Annotated in this window: 17 protein-coding genes and 1 pseudogene; 5 read left to right on the top strand and 13 right to left on the bottom strand. The window is 57.2% G+C overall.

Annotated elements, in window-relative coordinates; genetic code table 11:
* Position 1: 1 nt before the first annotated feature.
* Positions 2 to 1,198, bottom strand: coding sequence for a serine hydrolase (locus H6F75_RS01855; RefSeq protein WP_199303699.1), 1,197 nt, complete (start codon positions 1,196 to 1,198; stop codon positions 2 to 4).
* A 143-nt stretch (positions 1,199 to 1,341) separates the two neighbouring features.
* The gene (gene fabI / locus H6F75_RS01850) at positions 1,342 to 2,118 is read right to left on the bottom strand and encodes an enoyl-ACP reductase FabI (RefSeq protein WP_190748649.1); all 777 of its coding nucleotides are present in this window, start codon (positions 2,116 to 2,118) and stop codon (positions 1,342 to 1,344) included.
* A 135-nt stretch (positions 2,119 to 2,253) separates the two neighbouring features.
* Here fabI and hisA point away from each other — a divergent pair, with 135 nt between their 5' ends.
* Positions 2,254 to 3,027: a 1-(5-phosphoribosyl)-5-[(5-phosphoribosylamino)methylideneamino]imidazole-4-carboxamide isomerase gene (gene hisA, locus H6F75_RS01845; protein WP_190748648.1), complete on the top strand. Its 774-nt coding sequence runs from the start codon at positions 2,254 to 2,256 to the stop codon at positions 3,025 to 3,027.
* 58 nt (positions 3,028 to 3,085) lie between these two features.
* Complete coding sequence (locus tag H6F75_RS01840) at positions 3,086 to 3,880, top strand: hypothetical protein (protein WP_190748646.1); 795 nt, start codon at positions 3,086 to 3,088, stop codon at positions 3,878 to 3,880.
* Between the two features lie 43 nt (positions 3,881 to 3,923).
* On the opposite strand, the gene H6F75_RS01835 is transcribed toward H6F75_RS01840, so the two are convergent.
* The 5 genes from H6F75_RS01835 to H6F75_RS01815 all read right to left on the bottom strand — a co-directional run bounded on the left by H6F75_RS01835 (position 3,924) and on the right by H6F75_RS01815 (position 11,420).
* The gene (locus H6F75_RS01835) at positions 3,924 to 4,370 is read right to left on the bottom strand and encodes a GFA family protein (RefSeq protein ID WP_279308274.1); all 447 of its coding nucleotides are present in this window, start codon (positions 4,368 to 4,370) and stop codon (positions 3,924 to 3,926) included.
* A 231-nt stretch (positions 4,371 to 4,601) separates the two neighbouring features.
* Positions 4,602 to 5,483, bottom strand: coding sequence for a nucleotidyltransferase domain-containing protein (locus H6F75_RS01830; protein WP_190748642.1), 882 nt, complete (start codon positions 5,481 to 5,483; stop codon positions 4,602 to 4,604).
* Positions 5,484 to 5,583: 100 nt separating this feature from the next.
* A complete protein-coding gene (locus tag H6F75_RS01825; protein WP_190748640.1) occupies positions 5,584 to 6,558 on the bottom strand; it encodes a LysR family transcriptional regulator in 975 nt (324 codons plus the stop codon).
* 236 nt (positions 6,559 to 6,794) lie between these two features.
* The gene (locus H6F75_RS01820; protein ID WP_190748638.1) at positions 6,795 to 8,318 is read right to left on the bottom strand and encodes an HlyD family efflux transporter periplasmic adaptor subunit; all 1,524 of its coding nucleotides are present in this window, start codon (positions 8,316 to 8,318) and stop codon (positions 6,795 to 6,797) included.
* 117 nt (positions 8,319 to 8,435) lie between these two features.
* On the bottom strand, positions 8,436 to 11,420 hold the full coding sequence (locus tag H6F75_RS01815) for a peptidase domain-containing ABC transporter (RefSeq protein WP_190748636.1): 2,985 nt from the start codon (positions 11,418 to 11,420) through the stop codon (positions 8,436 to 8,438).
* A 415-nt stretch (positions 11,421 to 11,835) separates the two neighbouring features.
* Here H6F75_RS01815 and H6F75_RS01810 point away from each other — a divergent pair, with 415 nt between their 5' ends.
* Positions 11,836 to 12,405: a hypothetical protein gene (locus tag H6F75_RS01810; RefSeq protein ID WP_190748634.1), complete on the top strand. Its 570-nt coding sequence runs from the start codon at positions 11,836 to 11,838 to the stop codon at positions 12,403 to 12,405.
* 2 nt (positions 12,406 to 12,407) lie between these two features.
* Here the strand turns inward: H6F75_RS01810 and H6F75_RS01805 are convergent, their stop codons facing one another.
* Entirely contained in the window at positions 12,408 to 13,229 is an 822-nt protein-coding gene (locus tag H6F75_RS01805; RefSeq protein WP_190748632.1) for a carbonic anhydrase, read from the bottom strand.
* A gap of 228 nt (positions 13,230 to 13,457) precedes the next feature.
* Here H6F75_RS01805 and H6F75_RS01800 point away from each other — a divergent pair, with 228 nt between their 5' ends.
* Together H6F75_RS01800 and H6F75_RS01795 are read left to right on the top strand one after the other, a co-directional pair.
* On the top strand, positions 13,458 to 13,877 hold the full coding sequence (locus H6F75_RS01800) for a peptide chain release factor 1 (protein ID WP_190748630.1): 420 nt from the start codon (positions 13,458 to 13,460) through the stop codon (positions 13,875 to 13,877).
* A 66-nt stretch (positions 13,878 to 13,943) separates the two neighbouring features.
* The gene (locus tag H6F75_RS01795) at positions 13,944 to 14,867 is read left to right on the top strand and encodes a hypothetical protein (RefSeq protein WP_190748628.1); all 924 of its coding nucleotides are present in this window, start codon (positions 13,944 to 13,946) and stop codon (positions 14,865 to 14,867) included.
* A gap of 144 nt (positions 14,868 to 15,011) precedes the next feature.
* Here the strand turns inward: H6F75_RS01795 and H6F75_RS01790 are convergent, their stop codons facing one another.
* The 5 genes and pseudogenes from H6F75_RS01790 to trpB form a co-directional block, all read right to left on the bottom strand.
* Positions 15,012 to 15,320 carry an RNA-binding protein gene (locus H6F75_RS01790; protein WP_190748626.1) on the bottom strand — a complete coding sequence of 103 codons (309 nt, stop codon included), beginning with the start codon at positions 15,318 to 15,320 and terminating at the stop codon, positions 15,012 to 15,014.
* 167 nt (positions 15,321 to 15,487) lie between these two features.
* Positions 15,488 to 15,721, bottom strand: a complete 234-nt coding sequence (locus H6F75_RS01785) for a Calvin cycle protein CP12 (RefSeq protein ID WP_190748624.1) — start codon at positions 15,719 to 15,721, stop codon at positions 15,488 to 15,490.
* Positions 15,722 to 15,844: 123 nt separating this feature from the next.
* Entirely contained in the window at positions 15,845 to 16,471 is a 627-nt protein-coding gene (locus H6F75_RS01780) for a ribonuclease D (RefSeq protein ID WP_190748622.1), read from the bottom strand.
* Between the two features lie 157 nt (positions 16,472 to 16,628).
* A pseudogene (locus H6F75_RS28955) lies at positions 16,629 to 16,679 on the bottom strand (hypothetical protein); the annotation flags it as partial.
* 135 nt (positions 16,680 to 16,814) lie between these two features.
* Positions 16,815 to 18,059 carry a tryptophan synthase subunit beta gene (trpB, locus tag H6F75_RS01770; RefSeq protein WP_190748620.1) on the bottom strand — a complete coding sequence of 415 codons (1,245 nt, stop codon included), beginning with the start codon at positions 18,057 to 18,059 and terminating at the stop codon, positions 16,815 to 16,817.
* Positions 18,060 to 18,119: the final 60 nt, after the last annotated feature.

Below are 18,119 nucleotides of genomic sequence, written 5' to 3'. Positions count from 1 at the left end.
GCTACGGTACTGACCCAGCACGATCGCTTTCCTGCCGCGATCGCAGCCCCTCCACGATCGCATTCACAATCACCGCATCGTTCCAGGCGAAGGGCTCTTCGCCCAGGCGCACGATCACCAGCTCCTCTGACGGAATCACGTACACTCGCTGGTGGTGGCGACCGTCGAGATAAAATGTGTCGGCAGCGGCAAATGGGGCCGACGAAGCCCGGTTGACCTGGGGGTAGTCGGCGGTGCGGGCTTTGAGCCAAATGTGCAGGCCAAAGGTTGGCTCCAGTGGCGATGCTACCAACATTTGCTCTAGCCAGCTTTTGGGGATGACCTGGCGATCGCCCACTTTACCCCCGTGCAGCAGCATTTGCCCCAGCCGCACCCAGTCTGGAGCGGTGGCGAAAAAGCAGCAAAAAGGTTTTGCGCTCCCCCCCGGACGGTCTAGCCAGAGAAAGCCATCCCCCGCGCCTAGGGGCTGCCAGAGGCGACGGCTCAGGTAGTCACCAAAGGATTCTCCTGTGGCCCGCTCTAGCACGATGCTGAGCAGTTGTGAGTTGAAGTTGCTATAGTCGAACGCCTCCCCAGGAGCGCTTTCCAAGGGAATATCCAGAATGAGTTTTTGGGTATTCGAGCCGCCGTAGAGCTGCACCAGGTCAGAGCGCAGCGTGTCGATGCGGCTGTCGTTGCGCAAGCCCGACTGCATGTAGAGCAGGTCGGCCAGGGTAATGTCGCCCCTGGGGTCGTTGGCCCATTCTGAGATGTAGGTGTCGACAGGGTCTTGGATAGAGCCGATGTGCCCTTCGTCGATCGCCACGCCGATCAGCAGCGCCAGCAGAGTTTTGACCATCGACATCGAGTTGACGGGGTCATTGGCCTGGTGGCCCTGCCAGTATTGCTCCAGCACCAGGCGATCGCGGTGCATCACCAGCAGCGCCACCGAGTTTTGCTCCTCGGCAAAGTCTAGTGCCTTTTGCAGCGCCTCGGGCGGAATTTCGGTCGGCTCGGCCTTCGCCAGCGGTGGGGCTTGAGGACCAACGCCGGGGACGAGTTGCTGAGGCTGGTACCAGTCTGCCGAGGTAATGGGGGTATCTGGGTAGGTAAGCGATCGCCCCAGCAGTCGCCAATCGACCGAAACCCGCAGCAGCCCACCCACGGCGACTAGACCCACCACCGTCCACAGCCCAGGTCGAAGGACTGCTCTCGTCATACTGTCGTCGAGTTATTCCCTGCGATTCCAGGCTCTATTTTAACTAGCTCGACTAAGCCATCTGCAGCAGCAAGATCCCAGGATTCTTCTTTGCTGTGCCTAGGTCGATCTGTCAACTCAGACCTCTAGGAACTGCACCGACCCTACATGCCCATGATGCAGTAGCCAGAATCGACGTAGAGAATCTGGCCAGTCATCCCCGTGGATAGGTCGCTGCACAGAAATGCCGCTGTATTGCCCACTTCGGTCTGGGTGACGGTGCGGCGCAGGGGAGCAACTTCTTCGACGTGGTGGATCATATCGAGAATGCCGCCCACCGCTGACGAAGCCAGGGTGCGAATGGGGCCAGCGGAAATGCCGTTGACGCGAATATTGTTGGGACCAAGCTCAGAGGCTAGGTAGCGCACGTTCATTTCTAGTGCTGCCTTAGCGATACCCATAACGTTATAGTTGGGCACCACCCGCGCGCCGCCCAAGTAGGTAAGGGTAACAATGCTGCCGCCATCGGTCATCAACGGCTTAGCCCCACGTGCCAGGGTAATTAACGAGTAGGCGCTGACATCTAGCGCTAGCTGAAAGCCTGCTTTAGACGTATTGCTGAAGTCGCCCGTTAGATCGTCCCGATTGGCAAAGGCCAGGCAGTGAATCAAAATATCGAGCTTGCCCCACTTTTCGCCAATGGTGCTGAAGACCTGCTCAACCTGGGCTTCATCCTGTACATTGCAGGGCAAAAACAAGCTGGGGTTGAGGGGGTCAACCAGGTCTTTGACCTTGCCTTCCATCCTGCCTCTCTCGTCGGGCAGGTAGGTGATGCCTAGGTTGGCCCCGGCTTTGTGCAACTGCTGGGCAATGCCCCAGGCAATAGATTTATTGTTGGCAATGCCCGTTACCAGGGCGTTTTTACCAGTCAGGTCTAGCATGGCTCTCGGTGGTGATTCGCATTTAGGAGTCTACGGGAATTTGGGGCCGGTGAATAGGGTATAGCCCGATAGAATGGGTAGACTTGGCACACAGAATTTTGCCTGTTGAATTGAACGTTTACTTCTCTTCTACCCATGGAAGTCATCCCCGCTATTGATTTGATTGACGGTCGCTGTGTGCGGCTGTATCAGGGCGACTATGCCCAAACCGAGGTGTTTAACGACAACCCGGTGGAGGTGGCGCGGCAGTGGGTAGACCAGGGGGCAACTCGGCTACACCTGGTAGATCTCGACGGGGCCAAGTCAGGCAAGCCTGAGAACTGGCGGGCTATTGAGGCGATCGCCCAAGCCGTAGACATTCCCATCGAAGTGGGGGGCGGGCTGCGCGATCGCGCCCGCGTCACCGATCTATTTTCCCTGGGCGTGCAGTACGCCATCCTCGGCACCGCTGCGATCGAAAATCCCGAGCTGGTCAGCGATCTCAGCGGCGAATTTCCTGGCCAGATCATCGTTGGCATCGACGCCCGCGACGGCAAGGTGGCCACGCGCGGCTGGCTTGAAACCTCGGAGGTGGACGCGATCGCCCTCGCTCAGCAAATGGAGCAGCGCGGCGCGGCGGCCGTGATCTATACGGATATCCAGCGCGACGGCACCCTGCAAGGCCCCAACATCCCGGCCATGCGAGCCATGGCCGAGGCCGTGTCGATGCCGGTGATTGCCTCTGGTGGCGTCGGTGCCCTGCGCGACCTGCTGAGTCTGCTGGCTCTAGAGAGCCAGGGAGTTACCGGCGTAATTGTGGGCCGAGCCCTCTACACGGGAGATGTGAGCCTTAAAGAAGCCGTGCGAGCGGTGGGCAATGGGCGGTGGCAGGATGTGCCCCCGTCCCTGGGTGATTCGGCCTTTGCTTAGGGATGGATATGGTGAAGGAGCGGCCTGTAGGCTTATTTTGCACAAGGCAAATCTAAGTATGAACTCTGGTTTATTAGCTCCTCCCTTTGAAGCTGCTGCCCTGGCAGCGGCCAGCACTTCTACCTTAAAAGCTAGTCTGCTGAAGCAAGTAGACGAGCGAGAGGCTGAGCCAATGGCCAAGAAGGTTCGTTTAGCAAACGAGACCCTGTTGCCGCTCTTTAGTGAGTTAGAACGCCGTAACCCTACTCCCGATTTGAATCAACAAATCTCTTTGCTAAAAGGAATTTGGATTCCTATTTGGTCTACTATTCCGTTTCAAGACATCATCCCCGGCCGAGTGCATCACGAGTCCTACCAAATCTTTGACGACAATGGCTTTTACGCCAATTTAGCCCGCTACAAACCGGGCCGTAAAACCCCAATTTTGAGCTGGGTCTCTCGCTGGCTACTCAGTTACGATTTCATGATCATGCAGAGCTACGAAATTCAAGCGCTGGCGGAAGCTGATCACCCCTCAGCTCCAGGGCAACTAGGGCAAGACTATTGGGAAATTCAAAACGTTTGTATCCGGCAGGTTTTGCGCTTTGGTTCGCCTTCCTTTAGTGCTGAGGCGGCTCAAGATTGGTTCGATCAAACTGTAGCCAATTATCAAAAAAATCCTGCATCTCAGCAGCAAACCGCTGTGCCCACACAGGGTAAGAATCGCGTTACGACAAAGCAATACGAGCAAATCGCCAAAGCTCGGCCTCGCCTTGACCATCTATATATCGACCAAGATTTTCGCCTGGTCAAAACCCAACGAGAAAAATCTCAGCGCCCGTCCTACACTGTAGCGCTGCGCCTACCGAGCTAACCCCTACCTTCAGGGGCAAAAGATTCGCTTTTGGTGGCTCCCATCATTTTGCAAACTCTGCCAGTAGTGTTGGAAACTGTTCTGGTGGCGGAAATTTACTGAAGCTATAGGTGGCAGGTGTTGTTGCCCAAGGCAGCTTTTCGTCGGTATAGGTTTCAATGAACGGGCTAAACAACCGAGCATCGTCCATTAGGCTGGCGCGGATGTTCACGAAGTCATCTAGACCCTCGGGACGGGTAAAAAGCCAGCTCATGCAGTGGCCACAGAAATAATGGCGGGTCGCGCCATGCAGGCCGCCAATCACCGGGCTACCCGATGTAATTTTGAAGCTTTGGCTCGGGTGGAGGGCACTTAGCGAAAAGGCGCTGGATGTCATTTGCTGGCAGCCGGTGCAGTGGCAGGCCATGGTAATTAGAGGTTCTGAACTTACTTCAAATTGAACCTGCCCGCATCTACAACGCCCCCTCTTGGGAGAAGTGATATTTGCCAAAATTTATTCCTAAGTTTCTCTCAACGTAGCGCAATCTTGCTTGGCCATCCAAAGTTTTTGTAACGCTGAATTAGCGGGATAGTTGTGGCACGAAAAAGGCCAGTTAGACATTTCAGCTCTACTAACGAGGCAACACATGGGTAGGTAGAGCTACCGAATGACTAGGCCGTGAGCTAGGCATCAATATTTTGAATGAATTCTTTAATCAAACAATATGCTGATTGGCCCCAATCACGTTGGTAGCGGGTAGCGTGGCTGGTATAGCCCGTCTGTTAGATCAACTGTCTCCCGAACCAGTTGCGCGACGCTCTCAACAGCAGCGATGAGTTCCGTAGGAGACGCACCAAGGTGCGCGAGCGTCTTCTGCACCCGAAGCCCGAATTCCCGCGGGGCCTGCTCAAACTCGGCAATCTCCTCAAGGGCCGTCTTGTCGTTGATCAGGTAGGTGCGGTTCAAAGCGAAAAGCACCAATACCAGCTGGTTCACGGCACAGGTTAGGCAAGCTGCCGTCCCATAACTGTCAGAGCGCGTGGCAAACTTGCGGGCGAATCCAGCGAGCCCAAATTCGGCCATCCAAAGATAGTCCTGCATTACGGACCGCCGCAGGGCCTCCGGGTAGTCCGCGACCCGCCGCTTCAGCAAATCGAGCCGTGCCTCGGGATCAAACAGGGGAACACATACCGCGATGTCGCCAAGGTAGGTGCCGCTGAAGTATCCGAAGGGTGGCTGCTGGGAATAGTGAAGCTCGTACCGGCCTGCTTCAGCCTCGGCGATGACTCGCTCCATGTGTTCGAGGCTGCGATAGAGGAAATCGACGCGCTGGCCGCCAATGGTCAGCCAGGCTCCACCGTTAATCCAGGGACCCCACTCATAAAAGTTTGTGACTACTGGTGCGGCGGTGTCGTTGACGGCGTCAGCCAGCTCACGAAGGCTTTGAATAGAGAAAGGATCCGCTTCTGAGTAGAAGATACCGAGATCGATATCTGACTCTGGCTGAGCGCGATCGCGGGCATGCGACCCCCCAAGCACGACAGCCCTAATCCCACGGATCGTGCCAAGCCGCTTTACGAGCGACGATACCAGTTCGCGTTGTTCCGGCGAGAGTTGTTTCATGGCCAGGGTTAGCGATCGCCTCAAACAGAAGAGTTGGTAGGTCTATGGGTTAACAAGACCTCTTTTTGAAGGGGGATTTAGGTAGCCTCACCTTCTCAGGCTAAACCTTGGTCAGGAGCTCTGCACCCTTAGGGTCGATCGCAGCTGGCGCCCGACTAATCCCCGGCAGCAGGTTTTCTACTAGGGTGTGGCTTTCCTCCAGCAGATAGCTCAAGAATGCTTGAGACACTACCGAGAGCTGCTTACCCGCCAGGTGGGCTACATACCAGTGGCGATCGATGGGGAAGTGGTCAACATCAAGGATGGCAAACTCACCCCTGGTGCCCTCAGAGATAATGGTGTGCAGCGACAGCACTGAGATGCCCAGACCACCTGCGATCGCCTGCTTAATCGCCTCGTTGCTGCCCAGCTCCAGCCGCACCTTCACATTCACATCGTGCTCGGCAAACAGCTTTTGCACCGCGTGACGGGTGCCTGACCCTGGCTCGCGCATGATGAACTGCTCGCCATTGAGAACGCTGATGGGCGATCGCGCCTTGCCCACCAGCGGGTGATCCTGCGGCCCCAGCACCACCAGGGGATTTTCAAGAAAGGGGTAGATCTTCAGATCGGGCTGCTCGGGCGGCGTGCTGATGATATAGAGATCGTCATCGTTGTTGGCCATGCGCTCTTGAATCTGCTGGTGGTTCGTCACCTTCAGCGAAATATCAATGCCGGGGAACCGCTGACAAAATGGTCCCAGCAGCCGGGGCACAAAATATTTGGCCGTGGTAATCACCGCCAGGCGCAGCTGGCCCTGTTTGAGACCCTTGAGGTCAGATACCGCCATCTCAAACTGGTCAAGGCCGTCAAAAATTTCCTGGCAGGTTTCTAGCAGCTTTTGCCCTGCCTGGGTGAGGTAGAGGCGCTTGCCAATCTGTTCGAACAGAGGTAGCCCCACCGCCTTGGTTAACTGCTTCACCTGAATCGACACCGTGGGCTGGGTCAGGTAGAGTTCCTCGGCGGCGCGGGTAAAGCTGCCGTGGCGGGCAGTTGCTTCAAAAACCTTAAGCTGGTGCAGCGTGGCATGAATCAACGAACGACCTCCCCAATCAAGCAACGGCGCTTTTTACATAGACGCTATTCTATCAAATCAGGAAGACTTAGTCTGCTTTTTCTATGAATGAGTCGTCACGGAAAGAACCGGCAGGGGGAGGACAGGCTGAAAAAGGGGTTTAAGGTGCAGGGTTTAGGGTGTGAGGTGCAGCCCTAAACCCTGCACCTCACGCCCCAAACCCGCATCTGTAATAACTTTAAGCGCTGTCTGAATGGCTAGCCGCCCGTCTTGATCGTGTCGATTTTGCGCACAAACAGGTCGGAGAAGATGGTGATCACTCGCCGAGGCCGGGTCTTGATGTTGGCGCTCAGGGACATGCCCGATTGCAGCTTCACGGGCTGCCCATCGATCGCAATCGCCTGATCGCCTAGGGTAATCTCTGCCGGAAAGCGAAAGGTGGGGTTGATCTGGTCGGGGGGCAGCGCGTCGGAGCCAATCCGGGTCAGGGTGCCCTTCACATCACCAAACTCGCTGTAGGGAAATGAGTCAATGCGAACATCGACCTCCATGCCCTCGCGCACAAAGCCAATATCGCGGTTGGTGATAAACACCCGCGCCACCAGGGCATCGCTGGGCACAATTTCAAGAATCGGCTCGGTGGAGTTAGCTACATAGCCCGCCTGGTTGGCCTTGAGGTTAAACACCGTGCCGTTCACCGGGGCGCGCAGTTCTTGATAGGTGAGGGTTTGCTGAAGCTGGGCAATCTGGCTGTCAAGCTCTTGCAGGCGGTTGTCGTTTTCGAGAATGGTTTTGGTCAGTTGGCTATCGATGGTGGCGATCTGGTTATCGTTGGCGGCGATCCGCTGCTGCAGGTCATCCTGGGAGGCGATTGAGGTGTTGCGAAATTGCTCCTGGGCCTGGGCGATCGCCAGCTCTAGCCGCTGCCCTTCCTCCACCAAGCGATTGACCTCAGTCTGGCGGTTATTCACCTCCTGCTCCTGCTGGAGGTATTGAATTTCACCAATGCCCCCGGCCTCATACAGCGGCCGAATGCGATCGAGAATATTTTGGTTGACCCGCAGCGCATCGCGGGCATTGGCCAGCTGGGCCTCGGTTTGGGTGAGCTGGCGACGCAGCTGGTCAACCTCCAGGTTAGCGATGCTGAGGCGCGAGTTGAGTTCGGCATTAGAAGCCCGCAGGCGATCGCGCTGGGCGACAGGCAAGCTTTCCCCGGTCACATCCCCCGCTAGCTGAGCGCGGTAGAGAGCGTTTTCGGCCACTAGAGCGGCGCGGTTGCTGGTCAGCTGAATCAAACCGGGGGCGATATCTACCGGGGCGCTGGCCTCAATATTGTCGGCTAGCTGCGATTTGTAGTAAGCATTTTCTTCCCGCACCTTGGTGCGAATGGTCTCCAGGGAGGTGAGCTGAGCCTGGGTAGTCTCGGGGTCAAACCGCAGCAGCGGGTCGCCCACCTCCACAGCCTGTCCCTCGGCGACCAGCACCTCGCGCACTACGCCGCCCACCGGAGCCTGCACCGGCTGCACCATGCCCTTGGGTTCTAGCTTGCCCTGGGCCGGGATAGCCTCCTCAAACTTAGCCAAACAGGCCCAGGCTAGGGTAAACGCTGTCACCCCCACCAGGCTCCACACCACCGCCCGGGACCAGCGAGGCGACTGACGAAGAATCACCGGCTTGTCAAACTGCACCTTTTGCCGCGAGGGCTGGTTGGCCAGCACGACATCGCCGTTTTGGTCGGGGGTGGCGGGGGGGGTAGGGGGGATGCTGTTGATGCGAACCATGGTAGGGGGAGTAGGGGAGTAAGGGGGTGAGGGGGTAGGGGAGATGGGGAGTTTTAATTTTGAACTTTGAATTGGAGGATTAAATTCAAAGTTCAAAATTAAAAATTGGCGTGCCGTTCAGACGCCGGTGAGCTGCTGCTGGTAGAGGGTGAAATAGCGGCCCTGGAGTTCCATCAATTCGGCGTGGGTGCCCAGCTCGACCGCTGAACCCTGCTCCATCACCAAAATCTGGTCGGCCTGCTGAATGGTGTTAAGCCGGTGGGTAATGAAGAACACCGTGCGGCCCTCGGCCCAGCCTTTGAGGTTCATCGAGACCTGGTGCTCGGTGTCGTAGTCGAGGGCGCTGGTGGCTTCATCCAAAATTAGCAGACGTGGATTTTGCAGAATGGTGCGGGCGATCGCAATTCGCTGCCGCTGCCCACCTGATAGGGTCGAGCCCCGCTCGCCGACACGGGTGTTGTAGCCCAGGGGTAAATCCATGATGAAGTCGTGGCAGCAGGCAATTTTTGCCGCCTCAATAATCACGCTGGGCTCAGCATCAGGGTTGGTGAGTGAGATGTTCTCCTGAATGGTGCCCTCAAACAGCAGACTATCCTGCGGCACAATGCCGATCTGCCGCCGCAGCGAATGCAGCTCGACTTTGCTGATGTCGTAGTGGTCGATTAGAATGCGGCCCGACTCGAGCTCGTAGAGGCGAGGCAGCAGCTTCATCAGGGTGCTCTTACCCGAGCCGCTCTGACCCACTACACCAATGAAAATTCCCGCCGGAAACTCCAGGCTAACACTGGCCAATTGCAGTGGTCCTGAGGGCGCAAAGCGAAAGGCCACGTTCTCGAAGGTGACCTGCCCGGTAATCTCAGGCATCGGAATCTGGTTGGCTTCGTCGGCCTCCGTCTCTTGAGGATGGTCGATGATGTCAGACAGCCGCTCCAGGGACAGAGCCGTTTCCTGAAAGTTTTGCCACAGCTGGGCCAAGCGCAAAATCGGCGCAGTCACGTAGCCCGAGATAATCCGAAAGGCGATCAGCTGACCCAGGGTGAGCTGCCCCTCCAGCACCAGGTAGGCCCCCACCCACAGCACCAGCAGAGCCGAGAGCTTGTTGAGAAAGTTGCTGGCCGAGTTGGCGGTGGTGGAGGTCAACACTGTGTTAAACCCAGCGCTAACGTATTCGGCGTAGCGCTCCTGCCACTTCCAGCGGGTGCGCAGCTCAATATTCTGGGCCTTGACGGTCTGAATGCCCGACAGAGACTCCACTAGCAGCGACTGGGTGGCGGCATTGCGCTCAGCCTTGATGCGCAGCTGCTTGCGCACAATGGGGGCAGTCAGCGCTGTCACCAGCACAAACAGCGGAATCGTGGCCAGGGCGACCAGGGTCAGCACCCAGCTGTAGATGAACATCACCACGATGTACAGCACCGAGAACACCGCGTCGAGCACCACCGTCAGCGCCGTGCCGGTGAGAAATTGGCGAATGTTCTCTAGCTCGTTGATGCGGCTGGAGAGCTCGCCCACGGGGCGTTTGTCAAAGTAGCGCAGGGGCAGACGAAACAGGTGGTCGATGATCTCCGACCCCAGAGCCATGTCGATGCGGTTGGTAGTATCGACAAACAGATAGGTGCGCAGACTGGTGAGCAGGGCCTCAAAAATGGCCACCACCACCAGGAAAACGCCCAGCACTTGCAGGGTATCGACGCTGTTTTGCACAATCACCCGGTCAATGATGATCTGCACCATCAGCGGGTTGGCCAAGCCAAACAGCTGCACAAAGAACGAGGCCACAAACACCTCAATCAGCACCCAGCGGTACTTTTGAATTGAGGGCCAAAACCACTGGAGGCCAAACTTTTGCTGGGGGGTTTCGCGGGTGGGCTCTAATAAAAGGACTTCTCCACCCTCGCCCCAGGCCTCGGCAAAGCTCTCAGGGGTGCGGCGAATCACGCCCACCGCTGGGTCGCCCAGAATGTAAGCTTTTTCGCTGGTTTCGTAGAGCACCGCAAAGCTCTCCTGCCAGCGGATCAGGCAGGGGGTATTGAGGCGGCCAAAGGCCCCTACGGGCACCCGCACTAGCTGGGTTTTGAGGCCCATCATCTCACTTACGGAGCCGCAGATCGGCAGCGACAGCTGGCCCATGCGCTCATGCTGGTTGGTCAAAATGCGGCGAATCACGTCCTTGCGAAAGGGCATGGAAAACTGCTGGCTGAGCATGTCGAAGCAGGCCAGCGCCCCATCGACCTCGCCCCGACCCCGCGCGAAGGGGTAGCCGCGGCCCGACGACTTCTCTATAGCTGAGGACGCCTGGGCGCGGGGCCCCAGATCGGCCTCGGTGGCGTAGGGAATGTCGTTGACATCTAGCACCTCTACGGATCGAGCAACGGCTTCTGGCTCTAGATCAGAGGGTTCGGGCAGGGTTTCGGCCAGCACCGCCGGGGTCATGCCTAGCACCCGCGCTCCTTGGGGGCTGAGGATCTCCACGGGCCGATCGAGCGCCAGGGTTGAACCCACGGGCAGGTTGAGCACCGTGCCTCCGCTGAGCACCCAGAGCAGGGCGCGATCGAGCTGGGCTAGGTTGTTAGAACCAGCGGGCAGGGTGACGATCGCCGATTCGTCACAGACAGTCTGGGCCTTGGCCCTGAGATCGCCCACATCGAGGGCGTGGGTTTTGGCATGCTCGGCGACCAGGTCAAAGGCCTCGATCGCATAGACGCGATCGCGTACCTCCCCGCCAAACTCCGGGTACTCGTTGAGCAAACTCAAGAAGGTGTACGACGGCAGGGTGAGGGCCAGCACCTCGCTTGAGGCGATTACCGTTTCGCAGGGCACCCCGCGAATCAAGCTGATCACCCCTAGCATTTCACCCCGGCTAAAGCGACCTAGGGTCACCGGCTGCTGACTGCGCGGGTCGTAACCCAGCAGCCGGGCCTGCCCCTCCAGCAGCACAATCACCTGCTGGGTCAGCACCTCCCGCCGCAGCAATGGCTGGCCGACGCGGTACTTGAGGGGCTGGGCCGTTTGCAAGAGCTGCTGTAACGCCTCGGCAGGCAGCCGATCAAACGGCTCCAGAGACTGAAAAGTTTGCTGAATCGAGAGCGACGTTTGAGTCATAGGAGATTAACGCACGGTGGGGGCAGCCGGGCAGCTTTAATATGCCAAAGCAGGAGCGTAGTATTCACCAGGTTTGATCAATACGCTCGGTCAGCGATAGGCAGATGCACTAAATCGATACACAACGTAATTTAAGCTCGGCGACGGTTTGATGACCTGTCGTAGCTTGCCCCATCGTAAGCGGTTGGACGGTCTCAACAAGATAACGTCGGGTTAAAGTGGCCGACTTTTTACCTTCTAGCCCCCGAACCGTAAAGCCATACCCTGAGAAAAGTGCTGCTGCAGCGAACGACTCACCCGGTTGACCATCCTCTTGTGCCACTTTTATCCTCTGCCGCGTTACATAGGCGGTCTATACAAAGCGCTGGTAGCGTCTATATACAGACAATCCGTCAACAAACCACCGACCGTTGCTATGTCTACGCTGTCCTCTACGTTTTCTGTACCTCGCTGGCTCCAGGCCAGTGCGCTAGGACTAACCCTGGGCCTGGTTGCGGGCTGCGAAAACTACCCTGCTACCGGCAACACCGTCACCACCGGCACCTACGAGGCCACTGCCACCGTTACCCAAACCTGGCAGGTCGACTACGCCCGCAGCTTTGACCGCCGCCAGACCATTCACCAAGAAACCTTCGAGTCTAACTCCCTCGTTAACCGCAACGGCGTGCGCCCTGAAGGTGCCGCCACCGGCCCCGACGACAACGGGCTGTATTGGCCGCCCTTGCCTCCTCGCCCCACTGCTGATGAGCTAGAAGCCCGCAAGCGCGAAGCCATCGAGCAGCGCACCGATCCGATACTGCTCAAGGATGTTAAGTACGCCATCACCTTTGACTACAACGGTCAGCGGCGCACCCTACCCACTACCCGCACCGTCTATCGCGAAGCCTCTAGCGCCTTTGCCGAGCAGCAGGCGCTAGAGGTCACCTTTGGCCCCGGCGAGCAGAGCATTGGCGCAGCGCGGCGAATTGCGAATTTTGATCGGTAGCCCTACCCCCCAGCGCCTCGGTAAATGCGGGCGGCCTGCTCAGGGCTGAGGCGGTTAGCACCGGGCCAGTAAGGTTGCACCGGTTCGGAAAATTTGGGGAGGGCCATCGAAGGAGCACCAGCACCCGGCCTGACGGTGTCGTTAAACTCCAGGGAAAGCCCACCGGGCTTAACCGACTTAGCATGTTCTAGGTCGGCATAAATTTTGCTGTGGGGCGGTATGAAGGCTTTAGAATCCTCGTCGTAGGCCAGAAGCTCGGCGGTATCGAGCTTGTAGATCCAGCCGTGGATGGCCAAGGTGCCTGCGTGCAGCTTTGAGCGCACCGAAGGGTAGGTTTGCAGGTTGTCGATTTGGGTGAGGACGTTTTGGGCCACCAGCAAATCAAGCTTTTCTTTTTTGGGCAAATCACTGTAATGGTCTTCGACCAGCTTGCGGGTGGCTTCGGTGTGGCGCAGCCAGTGGTAGACCAGAGGCATTTTTTCTTCTAGCTCACCGATTTGAAGCAGCCCTTTCATAGCTCCGCACTGGGTGTGGCCGCAGACAATCACCTGGCGAATATCAAGGGCCTCCATAGCGTACTCAATGGTGGCTCCTTCGCCGCCGTTGGTGGCTTCGTAGGGGGGAATAATATTGCCCGCGTTGCGGATGATGAACAGATCACCGATATCCGCCTGGGTAATGATAGTGGGGTCCACCCGCGAGTCGGAGCAGCCGATAAACAACACCCGAGGGTGCTGGCCTTTGGCCAACTGCTGGATCAGCTCTTGGTGGTCGGGAATATAGTTTTCCTGAAACTCACGCAGACCTTGCAGCAGCTTTTCCATAGATCACGCAGGAAGTTAGGGCAATCAGGCCCAGGCGATCGCCTGAACCCGCATCTATTGTTATCCCATATCTAAGGCATCAGCACAGCAAAGATTTACTTATCACGGCAATCATCCCTGCTTTTGAGGGGAAGCAGGACACTCGTCTAGCCCCACAATTGATACCATTCCCACAGCCAGATTGAAAATTCAGCGCAATAATGAGCTTGACTTCCTATTGCTGCGGCTATGCGTAATCCCTTTTGGCGGTTTAAGTCTTTGCCCTGGGCGATTTTGTTTCAGGTGGCTTTGGTAGCGGTGGCGATCGCCACCGCCGCCGACCTGCTGCTAGCCCAGGGATTAGCCCTATTGCTAGCCAACACCGGCAGCAGCCTAATGCCCCTGATGCAGCTGCTGTTCATGGCGCTGCCCATCGCCGCCGGCTTTGGCATCGGTGCCCTAGGCCTCACCATTTTGGAACGCTGGTTTAAGAGTGTGTACATCGACACTGGCGTACTATGGGCGTTGGTGCCCTGCATCGCCCTGGTGCTGTTTGTCAAAGGGTTTTTGCCCATCCCTACCGCGCTGGTTGCCATGTCTTACCCCCTCCTGGTAGGAGTGCTGCTGGGAATTTTTGTGGTGGGCAAACGCCACTGGCGACGCTGGTAGCGGCAGAATCAACCGGGGCAAGCTGAGCAAACCACGTAAGTAATGTCATTAGACATAAGACAGTTGATGAAAGCCATCCTCAAAAGCTTGCTTATCGGTAGTCTGTTGGCTCTGGGCCTGCCCGCCCTAGCAGAAAATCCCCGCATTGAAATTGATTCCGACACTGAAGCGATCAGCGATCAAGCGATCGAGCAGGGGGCCATTCGCGTCGTCGTCAGCTATACGCCGCTCGATTACGACGCCGAAGACGTTAGCGACAACCTGACGATTCAGCTATTTCACAACAACGAGCTCAAGCTGTCCACCACCGACACCGCTGCGATGTTTGCGGGCATTGAGCTAATCGATCTCGACAGCGATGGCACTTCAGAGGTGGTGGTTCAAACCTACAGCGGTGGTGCCCACTGCTGCTTGGCCACCACCACCTACACTTGGCAAAACGAGCAGTTTAACCCCGTTTATTTTGGCTACCTCGACGGGGGCGGCGGCGACTTCAAAGACCTTGATGGCGATGGGCTGATGGAGTTTGTCACCCTCGACAACGCTTTTTTCTACAGCTTTAGCTCCTACGCCGGGTCGTACCCACCCAGCATCATTCTCACCTACGAAAATGGCGAGTACCGCGACACCACAACGCAGTTCACCAATTATTTGGAGGACACTGCGGCTGCTATGCGCTTCACGGTAGAAGACCCAGAGTTTGCCGATCGCAGCGACAAAAACGGGGTGTTAGCGGGCTATGTAGCTCAAAACATTCGCCTCGGCCGCTACCGAGAAGCCTGGCTGTTTATGCTGGCCCACTACGATCGCACCGACGACTGGGGCCTGCAAATCTACACCGACCAGGGTGAATCAGCCGGTGCCTATCCCGACTTTCCCACTGCCCTCTATGCCTTTTTGCAAGAGCTGGGCTATTTGGATGCCAACGGTAGGCCTCAGCCCACCGTCGATCGCTCCCCAGTGGAGGCCGAGCGGGCAAGTTTTCAGTAGCAGTTTTAGGATTCCAGGGCAGACCTTGCCGCAGATTGAGACGATGGCAAAATTCTGAGATCTAGCGCCGTAGCCTCAAAAAAGGGTAGACCGCAATGGCCTACCCTTCACATATTTAACGCTTACGGAGCCGACTAAACAGATTTAGAAGCCGGTGCGACGGTAGTTGCCACTATTGCCGCCGCCAGCGCCACTGCTACTGCGAGCGTCATCGCGGGGGCGAGCTTTGTTGACCCGCAATTCACGGCCCATCCACTCGGCTCCATCAAGGGCTTCGATGATGGTGTCTTCTTGAGCTTCAGCGGCCATGTCCACAAAGGCAAAGCCTCGGGGGCGACCGGTTTCGCGATCGGTGGGCAGGCTGACCCGCTTAACGTCGCCGTATTCTGCAAACACCCGCTCTAAATCTTCGCGAGTGACATCGTAGGACAAGTTACCAACGTAGAGTGACATAGGATTGTCTCCGTACTGTACAAAGTGCAGTGAGTAAACGGAGACAAAGCTGTATCGGAAATCAGAATGAAATGAAACAAGCGAAATCTACCGAAAACTAACTAAGACAATTTTAACACTGCAAATCTGCCCCTGGAAGGGGTCAAGCCACTTCCCAGGAGCAGTCCTTAAGTGTCGTATATCAAGCCTTCAGGCGCTTCAGGATTGTCTTCTAGATACCGATCAAAGCCGGTTTTCTTAGGAATCTGGTGCTGGTGCGACACCTCGGCTCGCATCTCTTCCACCACGTCCCAGGCGGCAGCGGCTTCGGCAGAGGTTTCGCCCTTTTCGGCGGTGATTTGATGGGCGTAGTCGATCGCCTTTTGCAGTTCGTCTTGGAAATCCTTGCTGTCAACGCTCATAGTCGTTTTCCTCGTAGATCATCTTCAAGGTATGGGCCTATCTTACCTGTCTCCCGATCGCAGCAGCCGTTCCTTAAACAAAGCCTTAGCGCAGCCTCCCGAGGGAGGAAAGGGGATAATCAATTAATGCTCGAACACCCCTGTGTACTGAAGCAAATCTAGGGCGACGAAGGTGGGCAAACAGTTAAAACAATCCTGCGCTAGCTCCCACCGGCCCTCGCGCTTGAGCATGGCGGTCAGGGTTTGGTGAATGCTGTGCAGGTAGAGCACGTCATTAGCGGCGTAGCGCAGCTGCTCGTCGGAAAGATTCATGGCGTTGCCCCAGTCAGAGCTTTGGGCGGTTTTGTCGAGCTCGATGCCCTCTAACTCTTTAACCAACTCTTTGAGGCCGTGGCGGGGGCTATAGGTGCGGCTCAGTTTGCTGGCGATTTTGCTGCAAAACACCGGGGCCACGGTAATGCCCAGATTGTGCTTGAGGGTGGCTAAATCGAACCGAGCAAAGTGAAACAGCTTAAGAACGTTCGGCGCTTCCAGTAGTTCTTTGAGTAGAGGGGCTTCTTTTTGGCCAAGTTCGATGCGCACCACCGACACATAGCCCTCGGCGTCGGAGAGCTGCACCAGGCAAAGGCGATCGCGCTGGGGCAGTAGCCCCATGGTCTCGGTGTCGCAGGCAATCGCACTAGCCTGTTGATAGCGAGCCAGCAGGTCGGGGGTGAGGTCGCGATCGCAGATTTCAAAACCGTCGGCCATGGGTCTCCTAATTGTTGTCAGATGGGTCAGGCTGCTAGGGCAACCAGTCGTGGTCTAGAGCCTGCTCAAGGCCAAACCAGGGTTGCTCAGGAATCTCGCAAAGCCGCATGGGGCTACTCTTCAGCGATCGCTTATCACTGCGGCTCAAGCTCTCATTTTCCTCAATCGGGTTCTCCAAATCGAGCGCATCAAAGCTGCGGGATTGCAGATAAGCAACCGTATCGGCTATCCAGAGCTGATAATCCGCATCGTCAAAGACGTTGACTCAACCTTGGCTTCGCTGCTCATCTGCAACTCCTCCTTTGATTGATTTACGAGTTAGACAATCCAGCGGAGGCTAGCTTTACTCCAGCCCGCCCAACGCCTTAGCCACCGTATTCACATCCTTGTCACCTCGACCCGAGGAGTTGATCACAATGCGGGGATTGCCCGTCAGTTGAGGACACAGCGTTTCGAGATAGGCAAAGGCGTGGGCCGTCTCCAGCGCAGGGATAATGCCCTCCAGACGCGACACCCGCTGAAACGCGTCTAGTGCCTCCTGGTCGGTGACGCTGTAGTATTCGGCTCGGCCTGCGTCCTTTAGAAAGCTGTGCTCAGGGCCAACACCGGGATAATCTAGACCAGCACTGATGGAGTGAGCCTCAATCACCTGGCCTTCACTATCTTGTAGGAGGTAGCTCATCGCCCCGTGGAGCACACCAACTCGGCCCTCCGTCAGGGTGGCGGCATGCTTGCCGCTGGCCACACCGCTGCCCGCCGCCTCAATGCCAATCATCCGCACCGTGGGCTCATTGACAAACTCATGGAACAGGCCCATGGCGTTAGAACCACCGCCCACGCAAGCCATCAGAATATCGGGCAGGCCACCAAACTTCTCCTGGCACTGGGCGCGGGTCTCTTCGCCGATAATGGCGTGGAAATCGCGCACCATCATGGGGTAAGGATGCGGGCCGGCGACGGAACCGAGAATGTAGTGGGTGGTTTCCACGTTCGTCACCCAGTCGCGAATCGCTTCAGAAGTGGCGTCTTTGAGGGTGCCGGTGCCCGCCGTCACGCCGCGCACTTCGGCCCCCATCAGCCGCATGCGAAACACGTTCAGCGACTGGCGCTCCATGTCTTGCACGCCCATGTAGATGATGCACTGGAGGCCAAACCGAGCGCACACCGTAGCGGTGGCAACCCCATGCTGCCCGGCTCCGGTCTCAGCAATGATGCGCTGCTTGCCCATGCGCTTGGCCAGCAGCACCTGCCCTAGAGCATTGTTGATCTTGTGCGCCCCAGTATGGTTGAGGTCTTCGCGCTTGAGATAAATATCGGGTCCGCTGCCGTCGGGGCGGCGGTAGTGGGCAGTGAGCCGCTCAGCGAAGTAGAGGGGCGTAGCTCGGCCGACGTAGTCTTTGAGCAGGCCATTCAGCTCGGCCTCAAAGTCGGCCTCGTCGCGGTATTGGTAAAACGCCTGCTCTAGCTCAAAGAGAGCGGGCATGAGAGTTTCGGGCACGTACTTGCCGCCAAACTGGCCAAAGCGGCCCAGGGCATCGGGACGAGCATCGGTTACAGCAGGGCGAGGCGAAAGCGGCGTCTGGGTCACGGTGGCAGCGGGGTGAAGGGTTGTAAGTAGCCCTCATTATAAGGAATGCCCTGACCCGTT

Origin of the sequence: Nodosilinea sp. FACHB-131 (assembly GCF_014695395.1) — a bacterium.
In the GTDB taxonomy this organism is placed as follows: Bacteria; Cyanobacteriota; Cyanobacteriia; order Phormidesmidales; family Phormidesmidaceae; genus Nodosilinea.
Note: the sequence above shows the minus strand (reverse complement) of the source record. Positions and strands in the feature narration are given on the sequence as shown.

Excerpts from the sequence above, each read along its gene's own strand:
- H6F75_RS01855 (WP_199303699.1), bottom strand. The coding sequence starts at position 1,198 with ATGACGAGAGCAGTCCTTCGACCTGGGCTGTGGACGGTGGTGGGTCTA.
- fabI (WP_190748649.1), bottom strand. The coding sequence starts at position 2,118 with ATGCTAGACCTGACTGGTAAAAACGCCCTGGTAACGGGCATTGCCAAC.
- hisA (WP_190748648.1), top strand. The coding sequence starts at position 2,254 with ATGGAAGTCATCCCCGCTATTGATTTGATTGACGGTCGCTGTGTGCGG.
- H6F75_RS01840 (WP_190748646.1), top strand. The coding sequence starts at position 3,086 with ATGAACTCTGGTTTATTAGCTCCTCCCTTTGAAGCTGCTGCCCTGGCA.
- H6F75_RS01830 (WP_190748642.1), bottom strand. The coding sequence starts at position 5,483 with ATGAAACAACTCTCGCCGGAACAACGCGAACTGGTATCGTCGCTCGTA.
- H6F75_RS01820 (WP_190748638.1), bottom strand. The coding sequence starts at position 8,318 with ATGGTTCGCATCAACAGCATCCCCCCTACCCCCCCCGCCACCCCCGAC.
- H6F75_RS01815 (WP_190748636.1), bottom strand. The coding sequence starts at position 11,420 with ATGACTCAAACGTCGCTCTCGATTCAGCAAACTTTTCAGTCTCTGGAG.
- H6F75_RS01810 (WP_190748634.1), top strand. The coding sequence starts at position 11,836 with ATGTCTACGCTGTCCTCTACGTTTTCTGTACCTCGCTGGCTCCAGGCC.
- H6F75_RS01805 (WP_190748632.1), bottom strand. The coding sequence starts at position 13,229 with ATGGAAAAGCTGCTGCAAGGTCTGCGTGAGTTTCAGGAAAACTATATT.
- H6F75_RS01800 (WP_190748630.1), top strand. The coding sequence starts at position 13,458 with ATGCGTAATCCCTTTTGGCGGTTTAAGTCTTTGCCCTGGGCGATTTTG.
- H6F75_RS01795 (WP_190748628.1), top strand. The coding sequence starts at position 13,944 with ATGAAAGCCATCCTCAAAAGCTTGCTTATCGGTAGTCTGTTGGCTCTG.
- H6F75_RS01790 (WP_190748626.1), bottom strand. The coding sequence starts at position 15,320 with ATGTCACTCTACGTTGGTAACTTGTCCTACGATGTCACTCGCGAAGAT.
- H6F75_RS01785 (WP_190748624.1), bottom strand. The coding sequence starts at position 15,721 with ATGAGCGTTGACAGCAAGGATTTCCAAGACGAACTGCAAAAGGCGATC.
- H6F75_RS01780 (WP_190748622.1), bottom strand. The coding sequence starts at position 16,471 with ATGGCCGACGGTTTTGAAATCTGCGATCGCGACCTCACCCCCGACCTG.